This window comes from Pseudomonas sp. LH21 (genome assembly GCF_036549575.1).
Lineage (GTDB): Bacteria > Pseudomonadota > Gammaproteobacteria > Pseudomonadales > Pseudomonadaceae > Aquipseudomonas > Aquipseudomonas peradeniyensis.
Genome location: NZ_CP144367.1, coordinates 4,040,296 through 4,054,161 on the forward strand (window position 1 = coordinate 4,040,296; position 13,866 = coordinate 4,054,161).

The 13,866-nt window shown below is 64.1% G+C and carries 4 protein-coding genes and 1 pseudogene; all 5 read right to left on the minus strand.

The window, feature by feature from the left end:
• Positions 1 to 166: 166 nt before the first annotated feature.
• Positions 167 to 601, minus strand: coding sequence for a hypothetical protein (locus tag VUG52_RS18370; protein WP_082337701.1), 435 nt, complete (start codon positions 599 to 601; stop codon positions 167 to 169).
• Complete coding sequence (locus VUG52_RS18375; protein ID WP_331831846.1) at positions 601 to 9,906, minus strand: DUF637 domain-containing protein; 9,306 nt, start codon at positions 9,904 to 9,906, stop codon at positions 601 to 603. Before VUG52_RS18375 ends, VUG52_RS18370 begins: the two co-directional genes overlap by 1 nt.
• Entirely contained in the window at positions 9,897 to 11,444 is a 1,548-nt protein-coding gene (locus VUG52_RS27295; protein WP_442964608.1) for a hypothetical protein, read from the minus strand. Before VUG52_RS27295 ends, VUG52_RS18375 begins: the two co-directional genes overlap by 10 nt.
• Positions 11,424 to 13,469, minus strand: a pseudogene (locus VUG52_RS27300) (two-partner secretion domain-containing protein); the annotation flags it as partial. The pseudogene VUG52_RS27300 and the gene VUG52_RS27295, both read right to left, overlap by 21 nt.
• Positions 13,470 to 13,582: 113 nt before the next feature.
• Positions 13,583 to 13,717, minus strand: coding sequence for a hypothetical protein (locus VUG52_RS18385; RefSeq protein WP_256205979.1), 135 nt, complete (start codon positions 13,715 to 13,717; stop codon positions 13,583 to 13,585).
• Positions 13,718 to 13,866 lie beyond the last annotated feature (149 nt).

Genomic DNA, 13,866 nt, shown 5'->3' on the forward strand with positions numbered 1-13,866 from the left:
GAGAAAAAAGGAGAAAAAAGGAGAAAAAGGGGACAGATGTATTTTCTCTACTCTAATTTCGGCCTACCCTGCCTAACAGCTAGATCGCTACGCTCCAGGAACCGAATTTAGAGTAGGAAAAATAAATCTGTCCCCTTTTCCTCCAACCCAACCATCGCCCCAAGCATTAAATCATACTACTGACATCTATACGAGAAGAAAAGCGTAGTGATAGAACATGAATAACACCCCTAATATCCCCAGGCAATTCACAAAGACGTAGTCCCGCTTGAGGTCTAGCGATCAAACTGTACCCCCCCAACTGATTAACATCATAACTAAACAAACCTCTACCAGCCATAGCGATAAATGATTTCAAGTATCGCTCCCGCTGCAGGGCGCTATTAAATTTCGGCAAATTTTCCTCAATAACCAATACCCCGACGCCGCCCTCTACGGACAAAAAATAATCAAGACTTTTCTCATATGCAGCAATTGACTCCCTTATCTGCACAGGAATGTAGCCTCGCCCTCCCGTCGCGAAATGCGCCAGCATGCCATCTTGAAAGGAAGCAAACCAGTCGAGATCATTAACCTCTAAGAACTCATCATCCATTTCCATCATTCAACTCCAAACATGCCAATGCAATTATCACAACGAGGAACCACCTCGCCTGTTCGCGGACGTATCGCAGAAGTAAATTTAATGTCACTCAATTTCAATCTTGAATTATTCAATAGCAACTCATTAGCAGCCCTAAACTCAGCACAACGACCCAGCGTGTTGCCACAAGCTGTTTTAACGCCCAACCCCCCCAAACGTTCAGCATATGCAACCAGCTCGGGCGCGATTATATCCGGAACGGCCCCATTCGATGCCGTTACTATCTTACCTGTCAGAGGGTCTACAGCGCCAATTGCGGTAGGTGGCTTGTATTTCCCAAAAGTACCGATATACGCTTCCAGCTGTCGGGTCGCGTCATCAAGAAGCTTACTGGTCTCTACCGCACTTTTTGCCCCCACAACCTCTGCAGCGCTTTTCACCCCTATCCGCTCAAGCAACGGCCCCAACAATTTCCCAAGCAAAGGACCGCCAGGTACAGGCAACAGCGTCGCCGCCACACTGGCATCACTGATCGCCTTGGCATTTGTTGCCTCAATCCAGCGCTGCGTCTCCGGATCATTCGGGTCAACGTTACTTCCCGCCGCAATACATTCCGCGCTGCCACAAGGAAAATACCGCGGAGTGAAGACCTTGCCCTCGACTTCCACACTGGCGCGATAGCCACCCTTTTCATCGAGCACATAACCGGTCAGACGATCCCGACCATTGCCAGCCCCCACACCAGCCTGCCCTTCGTAGGGCTGCGCCGATGGCGTCGTCCAACTGTAGCGGTCCGAGTTGGCCTTGATGTAATCGATGACAGCAGGGTCAAGCCTGGCGAGGGTCTGGACGTAGGTATCCGCGCCCGTCCTCACCCAATGGCCATCTTTGTCGTAGATCTGCCCAGCGGAAGCCACAATGTCGCTGGCCGGGTTGAGCACACCGTCCCGGGTCGAGGCCAGGCGTAACTGCTCTTCGATCTGCCCGACCGTGAAACGCCCATTACTACGCGCCGCCAAGCGCGTGGCAAGGGACTTGTCGTCGTTGTGCAACTGGCGGTTATAACGCTCGGCGTTACCGGCAACCCAACTGGCGATCTGCGGATCGCCGCCTGCCAATGCGCCGGCGAGTACACCGATGACCTGCGCGGTACCAACACGGAACTGATCGTTGGTGGCAAAGCGCTGATCCAGGTACTTGCCCAGCTTGTCGCTTGCAATGGACGTCAGGCCTTCCGACGCTGCGGCCGCCATGGCGCCACTCGTGAAGTCGCCACCACGTGCCTCGGCCAACGCCCCACCCAGCACCGCATGCATCATGACCTTCGAGGCCGTCCCGGGGTCGATCCCCAGCGAATCCGCGAAGTCACCCAGTTCCTTGTTGCTGCCTGCGGCGAGCAGGTCGAAGCCCTCCGAAACCAGGGCTCCGCCCAGGTTGTCCTTGAGACTACCGCCATTGATCGCCGTACTGATGGTACCGGCCACCAAGGCATGGCTGCCGCTACGCAACAGGTTCTGCCCGATGTTGTCCAGGCTGAGCATCTGCGAGGTATAGCCTGGGTTGTTGACGCCACTCTTGGTCAGGATCAACGCGCCATCGGTATTCCAGCCACTCACCAGGCTATCCAGCTTGCCCAAGGCCATTCCGGTAGCCCACTGCGTGGCGTAGCCCTTGATGGCTTGCATGCTGGTGGCGGACTTCAAGCCGGCACCGAGATCGCCACCACCGTTGATGGTACCCACGGCGAGGTTGCTAGCGAAAGCGCCAGCCAAAGGCCCAAGGTAGAAGCTGGCGATGATCGAAATGATCAGCGCAGGGGCAGCGCCCAGACTCGACTGGTTATACTTCCAGCTCTCGTGAACCTCCTTGACCAGCCTCCAGTCGACATCACCACGCGCCTCTGCATCCTTGAGCCAAGCGAGGCCAGGTTCTGCTGCGACCGTTGCATCGATCGTCTGGCTGACCGTCTGCTGGTCAACCTGCTTAATGTCGATGTGGATCTTCCCCGCAGCACGAATGGCCAACTGACCCTGGGCGATCAATTCGCTCTGGCGCAGGGTCTCATCCGTGCTGCCTTTGCCCTTCATGCTGGTCCAGGCCATGCTGCTTTTGGACTTCTCGTGACTTTCCTGGCGCAAGTCCTTTACAGCTTCGAAGGTGATGTCGCCGCCGCTCTCCAGCGTCAGGTCCTCGCCACTATTCAGCTTGGCAGCCTGGTACTGCTGATCGCCCTCGCTCTTGATGGTCAAGTTGCCACCCGCGCTGACGGCACTGCCAACCTGGGTCACCTTGGTCACTTCATCACGCTGGGTCTTCTTGCTGCCGAAGCTGCCTTTCTTCTTCTTGTCATACAGCGAGTAATCACTGTCTTCGGCCGCCAGCAGGCCCAGCCGGCCACCGGCGACCAGGTAGGCCTCGTCCCCGGCCTCGACCCGGCTGGCGCTCATCGCCAGGTCCTGGCCGGCGACCAGGGCCACGTCGCCACCTGCCTTGACGGTGGTGGACACCTGTTGCACGTGATCTTCGAGCACCTTGACTTTCTTGGTGTTCGCCGCCCAATGCTGCTCGTTGGCCGCCGAGATCAGGCTCAGGCCAGCGCCGGCCGACATCGCCACGTCGCGCTTGGCCTCGATCTGGCTGGCGATCGCCGCCAGGTCCCGGCCGGCGACCGCCGACAGGTCACGCCCGGCCGTGATAGAAGAGCCGTGCTGGGTGATCGTCGAGCTGCTGTGGCGCGCCGCAGCGTTGGCATTGCTGCCCACTTGCTCGACCACGCCCAGGCTCAGGTCGCGCCCGGCCTGCAAGGTCAGGTCGCGTCCGCTCTGCAACACGCTGGCGCTGCTGATGAGGTCGCGCCCGGCCTTGACGCTCAGGTCGTTGGCCGCCTCGATGCGGGCCGCGCTGTCCAGGAAGTCGGTGCGCTCGCTGATCACACCGTCGCTGCTTTGGTGCACGGTGACGCTGCGTTCGTTGAGCACACTGCCGTTAGCCGCGACCAGCGACACGTCACGCCCGGCGATGATGCCGCCGGCCTTGTTGACGATGTTGTTGCCGGCCAGCAGGTCCAGGCGGCCGCCCGCTTCGATCAGGCCGCTGTTCACCAGGTCGTTGCCGACCGTGCCGGTGAGCTTTTCGAGGGCGCGCAGGGTGCCGGCGTTGTCGAGGTTGTGGCCGGCGATCAGGTTGACGTTGTTACCGGCGATCAGCGCGCCGTTGGGCGCCAGGCGTTGCTTGGCGTGGGCCAGGTAGAGCACCGGCGCCAGCACTTCCTCGCCGCGCACCGTGGTCTTTTCCAGCCAGACGATGTCGTGGGTCAGGGCCGCGACCTGCTCGGCGCTCAGGCTCACGCCCACGGCCAGGTTGAGCTGCTGCTTGCTCTTGATGGCGTTGTCCATCAGGTACTTGAACAGCTTCTCGTCGGTGTTCTGGCCGTCGATGAAGCGCTGACCGGTGCGGGCCATTACCGCGTCGCGGATCAGGCGTTGCTCGTAGAAGCCATCTCCCAGGCGTTTGGCGCTCTGGTCGGGGTTGTAGCCCAGGTTAGCGAGCAGGTAGTCCGAACTCATGAACTGCTTGAGGTCGGTGAGTACCGGGTTGGTTTCGACCAGGTACTTGTGCGGCTGCGGTTGCGACTGGCGTTCGGGCAGGCCCTGGACGCGGCTGACGGTCTGGCTGACGAGTGTGAGCGACGGTTCGCTGCTTGGCCGCGAGACCTGCGGCCTCTGCACGCCATCGACCTGCGGTGGCAGCGCCTCGATCCCTTCGACGGAGGCGATATCACCCATTTGGGCGCGCACCGGCTGCAGCGTGCCGACGTCGATGCCACCCACGCTGGGAACCTCGATCGCATGGGCGGCGGCATCGATGTCACCGGTTTCGCGCGCCTCGACGGTCACCGTGCGGGTACTGGCGGCCAGCGGCGTGACCGCGTCCAACTGGAGGGTCCGGCCTTGGCTGTCGGGCAATTGCTGGCGTTGGGCCAGGTCGACGCTGGCCCCGCCAAGGGTCCAGTTCTGCGACCTGCTGCTGCCCTGGGCCGCCTGCGCGCTGTCGGCACCCTGCTCGCTCAGGCGGAACAGGCCATTCTGACTTGTAGGCAGGCTGAAGCCCGGCAGGGTCACCGGATTGACCTGCTGCTGGGCCAGGTCCGGTGGTAGCTGGGTGTTGATCGAGACCGCGGTCGAGTAGCCACTGCCAGCGCCGGTGTCGGTCTTGGTGCGCCCCGCCGAGACGTAGGCATAGTGCGGGCGGATCACGCTGTTGCTGATGTTCTGCGCGGCATTCAGGGCAACGTTGCCGCCGGCCTGGATCACCGCGTCATAGGCCTGGCCATCGCCGTTGCTGTTGGTGACTACCTTCGACAACATGCCACCGCCCATCAGGCTCAGGAAACTGCTGAGCTCGGCCTCGACCGTCGCCGATGGCGTGGGGCTGTTGCGGGCGTTGAAATTGGCCGCGGCCGGTAACGCCGAGTGGATCTGCTTGACGAAGTTCCAGTATTTGCGGGTGGTCTTGATCTCCTGGGCTTGCAAACCTTCGTTGTTGATGGTGACGGCGTTGGCTGTGAGGTTGCCGGTGGCACTGATCGCACTGCTGTGGTTGCTCAACGTCTGGGCGTCAATCAGCAGGTCGGCGCCGCTGTTGAGGTTGGCGGCGGCACTGCTGCGGGTGACGGTCAGGCGGTCGATTTCATCGATCTGCCACAGGCCGTTGCGCCGGCCTTTCTTGCGGAAATCGCAGCCGGGGCCGGGGATCAGGTTGCAATCGAGTTCTCTGATGGTAACCGAGACTTTTTCCGGCTTCGTATGCTCCAGCACGTCACGCACATTGTTGACGGTAGTGGCGTTGATCGTCAGGTTACGGCCGCTCTCGATGGTGCCCGAGCGGTTGTCCAGCAGGTCGGCCTTGGCCTGGCCCGCGTCGCGGGCGATCAGGACGTTGCCCAGGCCATAGACGTCGGCGTAGCTGTTGGTGAATGTGGCAGCCAGCAGGCGCATGTCGCCGCCGCTGGTGATCAGGCCCTTGCTGTTGAGCAGCGCCGGGGTGGTCAGGGTCAGGTCTTCGCCGCTGGCCAGGGTGCCGCTGTTATTGACGCCGGCTGCCGTCAGCGTGAGGTTGTCGGCGGCGGTCAGGCGGCCGGCGTTGTTGAGCTGGCCAGCGAGGTTGAGGGTGGCGTCCCGCCCGCTCGCCACACTACCGGTGGCGCCCAGCTCCAGTTGCCGAGCGTTCAGGCCAAGATTGCCCAGGCTGCTGTAGCGGCCGTTGCCGGTGTAACTATCGGTAAGGGTCAACTGTGCCGAGCCATCACTGGCGATCAGGCCGTCGTTGCTCCAGTTGCCGCCGGTGCCGACCAGGCTGTCCGAGGCCAGCAACTGGCCTTGGGTGGTCTGGTTCAGCTGTTTGACGTTGAGGGTCAGGCGCCCGGCCTGGATCACGCTGCTGTTGGTCCAGATGTCCGCAGTCAGCGTCAGTCCGCCTCGGGTCAGCACGCTGCCGCCGGCATCGAGCAGGTTGGCGGTGGCGACGTCGAAGGTGCCGGCGCCGCCGTGCAACAGGCTGCCGCCCTGGTTGCGCAGGCCGGCGACGTTCAGGGTGAAGTCGCTGTTGCGTGTTTCCAGGTGGCCGTTGCGGTTGTCGAACACGCCGCCGATCTGCAGGTCGGTCTTGCCATCGATGCCCAGGGCGCGCAACTGGCCATCCTGGTTGTCGACGCCGCTGGCCTTCACGGCAAGGGTGCTGTCGCTTTCGATCACCCCGGCACGGTTGCCGAGCTGGCCACTCAGCCCCAGTTCGACCCGCCCGGCGGCGATCTGGCCGGCGCTGTTGTCAAGGGTCGTGCCTTTGAGCTGCACCAGGTTGCTGGCGTACAGGCCGCCGTTGGTGTTGACCAAGGCGGCGGTCTTGATCAGCGCATCGCCATTCTGGGCGGCGATACGACCGTGCTGGTTGTCGAGGCTGCCTGCGGTCAGGTCCAGGCGCTGGCCATGCAGGGTACCGCCCTTGCCGACGCCGTCCTGGCCATTGAGCAGCTTCTGGTCGGCCTCGATGCGCAGCAGCCCCTTGAGGCTGGCCAGGGTGCCACCCTGGTTGCTCAAGGTGCTGGCTTTGACGTCGACGTCCCCGGTGCTGGCCAGCAGCTTGCCGCCCTGGTTGTCGAGCTCGCCATCAGTGGCGAAGTTCAGGCCGCCCTGGCCTTGCATCAGGCCGCCGAGGTTGCTCATCCCGGCCGCCGTTACCTGCAGCTCGGCGCCTTCGCTGTAGATCAGGCCGTCGGCGTCGTTGCGCAGGATGCCGGTGGTGGTGATCGCCATCCGGCCGTTGCTCACCAGCGTGCCGCGCTGGCGGTTGTCGATGCCGCCGGCTCGCAGGGTCAGCAGGCCCTGGCTGGCGATCTGGCCGCCCTGGTTGTCGACCTGGGTCGCTCGCTGCAGCAGCAACGGGCCGCCGCTGGCGAGCTTGCCGTTGGCGTTTTCCAGTTTGCCGAGCAGGTCGAGGGTCAGGCCGCCGTTGCTGGCCAGCGTGCCGGCCTGGTTGCGCAGGTCGGTGGCGGTGACGGTCATGGCCTGCTGGCCATTGACGGTGCCGCCCTGGTTGTCGAGGGTGGCGGCTTGCAGGTCGAGATCGGCACCGCTGTCGATCAGGCCGCCGGCGCTGTTGTTCATCTCACCGGCAATTGTCAGGCGCTGGCCGGCGCCGCTGGAGAGGATGCCAGCGCTGTTGTCGAGGCTGGCGGCCGCGACGCTCAGCCGGCCCTGGCTGACCAGGGCGCCGGCCGTGCTGTTGAGCAGGGTGCCGGACAACTGCACGTCCAGCGCGCCGTTGCGGCTGGACAGCGTGCCCTGGTTGCGGTTGTCGAGGCTCGCGCCGGTCACGGCCAGGCCTTGCCAGCCGGACACCAGGCCGTTCTGGTTGAGCAGGCTGGCGGCGTTGACGGTCAGCTCCTGGCTGCTGATCAGCTTGCCGTCGGTGTTGTCGAGCAGGCCGGTGTTCAGGGCCAGCGCGTGCTGGCTGGAGAGCTCGCCGCCTTGGTTGTTGATGGCGCGCAGGCGCTCCAGGGTCAGCGGCCCCTGGACGAGGATCTTGCCCTTGCGGTTATCCAGGTCATTGCCGTTCAGGTCCAGGGTGACGGCGCCCTCACCGACCAGGCGGCCGCCCGCCAGGGTGATCGCACCGAGGTCCAGGGCCATCGCGCCCTTGGCGGAGACTTCGCCGCCGCTGCCGGTGTCGAGGTTGCCGGCGTGCAGCTCGAGTCGGCCCTGGCTGTTGACCAGGCCGTTGGCGCTGTTGTCCAGGGCCATGGCGCGCAGAGTCAGGGCCTGGCTGGCGCTGATCAGGCCCTGGTCGCGGTTGTCGAGGCGGCCGTCGCTGCTCAGCAGCAGGTCGCCACGGCTGCTCAAGGTGCCGCCGCGGTTGTCCACGGACGCGGCGCGGGCATCGAGGCTGGCGGCGCCAACCAGGCCCTTGGTGTTGTCCAGCAACTGGGCGATACGCAGGGTCAGGCCCTGGTTGCTCAGCAGCTTGCCCTGGGCGTTGTCCAGGTGCCGGGCGGCGAAGGTGAAGGCCTGGGCGCTGGATATCTCGCCCTCGTGGTTGCTGACGCCGGCGAGGTTGTCGAGTTGCAGCGGGCCGAGCGCGTTGATCAGGCCGCCCTGGTTGTTCAACTGGCCGTTGTGCAGGTCGAGGGTCAGGCCGGCATCGCTGAACAGCTTGCCACCCTGCTGGTCGAGGCCGCTGACGCTGGCGGTCAGGGCCTTGGCGCTGCCGATGCTGCCACCGTTGTTCAGTTGCCCGGTGGTCAGGTTCAGGGTGTCGCCGCTGTCGAGGCGGCCGCCCTGGTTGTTCAGGGTGCCGGTGGTCAGCGTCGTCGCGCCTTTGCCGCTCAGGCGCCCGTCCTGGTTTTCCAGGCCGGCGCTGCGCAGGGCCAGGGTGCCGTCGGTGGCCAGCTCGCCGTGCTGGTTGAGCACTTGGCCGGTGACTTCGACCTTCAGGTCCTTGGCGCTGGACAGTTGGCCCTGGCGGTTGTCGAGGCTGGCAGCTTCGAGCACCAGGGTGCCTTCGCTGCTCAGCAGGCCGTCGCGGTTGTCCAATTCGCCCGCCAATCGCAGCACCAGGGGCTGCTGGCTGCGCAGGCTGCCACCGCGGTTGTCCAACCCGGTGCCGGTGAGCGTGAGGCGCTGGCCGTTGAGTTTACCGCCATTGCCGTTCAGCAACTGGGCGACACCCAGGTTGAGGTGCTGGTCGGCCTTCAGCAATCCACCGTCGCTGTTGTCCAGGGTCTGGCCGGTCACGCTGAGGTCGGCGTTGCTGGTCAGTTCGCCCGCTCGGTTGTCGAGGCTGGCAACGTCGAGTTCCAGCGCTTTTGTAGCGCCGATCAGGCCGTTGCGGTTATCCAGGTTGGCAGCACTGATGCGCAGGGTGTCGGTGCCGATCAGCTTGCCGTCCTGGTTGTCCAGGCGCGCGGCTTCGACGCTCAGCGCACCCTTGCCGTGCAGGCTGCCGCCTTGGTTGTCGAGGTGACTGGCGCGCACCTGCGCCGCGCCATCGCCGACAAGGGTGCCGCGCTGGTTGTCCAGCAGGCCGTCGACGGCGACCTGCAGGCCGTCCAGGCTGCTGATCACGCCATCGGCGTTGGCCACGCTGGCGCTGCGGCTGTCCAGGCCGTTGGCGCTGATACGGCCTTTGAGGTTGCTCAACACCCGCTCGACACGCAGGGTCAGGGCCTGGTCGCTGACCAGCTTGCCGTTGCTGTTGTCCAGGCTTCGGGCTGCCAGGGTGAAGGCGTGCTGGCTGGAGATCTCACCGTGCTGGTTGTCGATACCGCCGAGCTGCTTGAGTACCAGCAGCGGCGCAGTGATCACACCGGCGTTGTGCAGGTCGGCGCCGTTCATGTCCAGATCGAGCTGGGCGCTGCTGCTCAGCTCGCCACCTTGCTGCGCGAGGCCGCCGAGGTTGGCGGTCAACATGCCGGCACTGGCAATGCGGCCGTCATTGTCGAGTTGCTTGGCCTTGAGGTCGAGGCTGCCGGCGACAATCACGCGCCCGCCGTCGCGGTTGTCGAAGTGGTCGAGGCCCAAGGTGGCAAAGCTCTCGCTCTTGAGAAGCCCCTGGCCACGGTTGTCGAGACTGGCGCTGGTCAACGTAAGGGCATTGGCGCTCTCGATGACGCCGCCCTGGTTGATCAACTCGCTGGCGCTGACAATATTCAGCACACCATCACTGGAGAGACGACCGTCGCTGTTGTCGATGCGCTGGCCGTGCAGACTCAGGGTACCTTCGCTGCTGAGCTTGCCCGCCGTATTGTCCAGCCCCGCCGTCAGTTGCACCGCCAGGGCCTGCCCGGCGCCAAACGGCCCCCGGCATTGTCCAGGCGGCTGCCGGTGTGGTGGACATCCTTGGCGAACACCAGCCCCTTGGCCTGGTTGATCAGCGCGGCGACGGTCAGTTGCAGGTTCGTGCCGGCGATCAACTTGCCTGCGCTGTTGTCCAGATGCTGGCCAGCGACCTCGGCGCCGGCCTGGCTGGACAGCTCGCCGGCGCGGTTGTCGATGTGCTCGACCTTGAGTTTAAGTGCCTTTTTCGCCCCGACCATGCCGCCATCACGGTTGTCGAGGCTGCTGCCTGTGAGGTCCAGGTCGCCTTGGGCGACCAGTTCGCCACCCTGCTGCGCCAGCACTCCCACGGTAGCTCGCAGGTCGTTCTTGCTGGAGATTCGGCCCTTGCCATTGTCGATGGCGTCCAGGGTCAGGGTCACCGGCCCCTCGGCATTGACCAGCCCCTGCTGGTTGCGCAGATGCTGGCCGGTCAGGGTCAGGCCCTGCTTGCTGTTGAGCACGCCTTCACGATTGTCCAGCAGGCCGACCTGCAATACCTGGCCCTGGTTGGTGCGCAGAGTCCCGCCACGGTTGTCCAGGTGCGTGGCCTGCAGGTCGATCGCGCCTTTGGCCTGGATGCTGCCCTTGGCCTGGTTGTCCAGCAGGCCATCCACCTTCACGGTCAGGCCGCCATCACTCACCAGACTGCCGGCCTGGCTGTTGTCCAGGCTCGCCGCGCCCACGTGCAACTGTTGCTTGCCCCCCAGGGTGCCGGCTTGGTTGAGCAACGCGCCACGGCTGGTCAGGGCGAGGCCGGCATCGGCCATGACCTGGCCAGCCCGGTTGTTCAGGGTCGCGACGTTGATTACGCCGGCGCCGCTGCTCGAGACTTCGCCGTCGATGTTGAGCAGTTCTCCCGCCAGGGTCAGGTCGAGCCCTTGGCGGCTGCCGAACACGCCGTCGCTGTTGTCCATGCTCGTGGCCGTGGCATTCAACCCGGCCGCCGACACCTGCCCTTTGACGTTGCGCAGCGCCTGCTTGAGGCGAATGTACAGGGCCTGGTCGCTGAGCAGCTTGCCACCACTGTTGTCGAGACCGCGTGCGGCCAGGGTGAAGCCTTGCAGGCTGGAGATTTCGCCGCCCTGGTTGTCGACCTGGGCCAGGTGCTTGAACAGCAGCGGGCCATGGGCGTTGATCAGGCCGGTGGCGTTGTTCAGGTACTCGCCTTGCAGGTCGAGGGTCAGGGCCCCGGTGCTGTAGAGCTTGCCGCCATCTCGCTGATCGAGGCCTTTGATGCGGGCATCGAGCACCTGGCTGCCGGCAATACGGCCGGCCTGGCGATTGTCCACCTGTGCCGCCACCAGCGTCAGCCGCTCGGCACTGGTGAACCGCCCTTGGCGGTTGTCCAGAGTGCCGGTGGTAACCTGCACGTCGCCGTCGCCGCTCAGGGTCCCGCCGCGGTTGTCGAGGCTTGCACTGGTCAGGCTCACGGCACCCGCGCCGAGCAGTTCGCCCTTCTGGTTGCTGAATGCTCCGGTGGTGCCCAGCACCAGGGACGCGGCGCTGCTGGTACGGCCACTGTCATTGTCGGCACTGGCGGCTTGCAAGGTCAGGCCACCATCGCTGCGCAGCGTCCCTTGGCGGTTGTTCAGCCCGGCGCGCAGTTGCATCGACAGGCCTTGCCTGGCATACAGACTGCCCTGCTCGCTGTTGTCCAACTGCACCGCATGCAGATCGACCGTCTGCTGCGCGGATACGAGACCTTTGAGGTGGTTGTCCAGCCGCTGCAAGGTCAGGTGCATATCGCCGTTGGCCAACAGACGACCGCCGGTGCTGTTGTCGAGCTCGCTGCCGGCCAAGGTCAGGTCGGTGACACTGGAGACTTCGCCCTCACGGTTGTCCAGGGTCTGCACAGCCAGGTTCATGGCCTGCCCCGAATTGACCAGGCCACCTTCGCGGTTGTCCAGTCGCGCACTCTCGACCGTCAGCGCATCGTGGGCCGAAACGATGCCATTGCGGTTGTCGAAGTGGCCGACACTGAGAGCCAGGGTGTGCTGGCCGGTGATCCGGCCTTTGACCTGGTTGTCCAGGCTGGAGGCGTTCAGGCTCAGGTGGCTGTTGGCCGCCAGCAACCCGGCCTGGTTGAGCATTTGCCCCTGGATCACGGCCTGCAGCGCGCCCTCGCTGGTGAGCGTGCCGTGGCTGTTGTCGAGGCTGGCGGCAGTGAGTGTCAGTGCCTGACCGGCTATCAGGCGACCCTCGCGGTTGGCCAGTGCCCCGCCGTTGGCTGTCAGCTGGCGCTGAGCGCTCAAGCTCCCGCCCTGGTTGTCCAGGCGCTGGGCGGCGCTGACGGCCAGGTCGCGGCTGGCCACCACATGCTTGCCGCGGTTGTCCACGGTTTGCGCGTTCAGTTGCACATCGCCGCTGGCATTACGGCTGTTGTCGAGGTTGACCCCGGCTTCGATGATGCCGTGGTTGGTCAGGCGGCCGCCGCTGTCGAGGCTGATGCGCCCGGCGGCGGCGAGGGCCTGACGGTTATCCAGGTCACCCTGGGTCGCTACCCGCAGCTCGGTACCGGCGTACACCGCGCCCTGGGCTTCGAGCTGGCGGGCGGTGATATCCACCGCGCCTTTTTCGGCTTTGACTTCGGCCATGTGCAACTGACCATTGGCATCCAGCCGGATATCGCCGCCACTGGCGATCAGTTGACCGTCGAGCTTTACCCCGACACCGTCCTCGGTGCCCACCAGCTTGATGGCCCCGGCATACATGCCGCCCAGGGCCGAGGAGTCGATCGCCAATCGCGGCGCGTCCGTCGGGTTGGCGGCGCGCGCGGTGGCTTGCAGCGTGGCGGCGTCAACATCATTGGCACCGGCGATCACCGCCAGGTTTCGGGCCTGGATCTCGGCGTTGATCTTTGCGCTGCGGGTGACGATCTCGAATTGCTCGACATTGCCGGCATTGAGGCCGCCCCCCTCAATGGCGACGCTGCCCTGTTCCACCTGGTAACGCTGCAACTGGCCGTTTTCGATCACCGGTTTGCCGGTAGTCAGGGTGACATGCGGGGTATTGATGAAACCGCAACCGTTGCAAGATACGCCGTAGGGGTTGGCGACGATGACATGGGCCGACTGTCCGGCCACTTCGGTGTAGCCCTTGAGCTGGCTGGGATTGCTGCCGGTGACCTCGTTGAGGATAACGTTGGCTGCGCGGCCGGCCAGGTTGGGGTTGCCAAGAATGATCCCGCCCAACTGCGTGGACTGGGTGCGTCCGGTGGCGTTGTTGAGGATCACCCCCTGCTGGCCGACGTTGTAGTCGTTGAACGTGTTGTGCGACAAGCCGCTCGCCGTGGGCGTGGCGATGTTGACGATGGGCACGCCGTTGCCGGCCTGACCCAGTTGCGTCGCGCCGCCGTTGACCACGATGCCGTCGGCCATGGCCACCAGCGGCTGCCAAAACATCATGTTCGCCAACATGAAGGCCAGGCCACGCTTGGACAGGCCCCAGAACGTGTCACGCGGTTTCAGGGCAGCGGAAGGCTGGCGGGCCAGGAAGGTGAACTGACGAACATCCATGTCGGGCATCTCGGTTGTAAAACGGTGTTGGAGCAGCAGAACGAAGTTTCAGCGCAGGCCATCGCGCCAGCCACAGTGGCTGGAGCACATCAGGCGCGGGCATGCGCAGCCGTTCAGGGCAGACTGGCCAGCTGCAGGTGCGTGGCCATGTCGATGCAACGGCAGGTAGGCGGGTGGCGCAGGCAGCCACCGCGGCGATTGGAGGGGCCATCGGCGCACAGGCGTGCGCCTGAGGTGGAAAAGTACATCCTCGATCCTTCGAAAAAATGCTGGTGCAAAATCGATAAAGCGAATGATGTTAAATTGACATCAATTTGACGTCAATTAAACATCGACAAGACCAGGCATCCTGGGCCGTGGAGAAATGAGCCAGCACCGTACGAAAACCATCAAAACC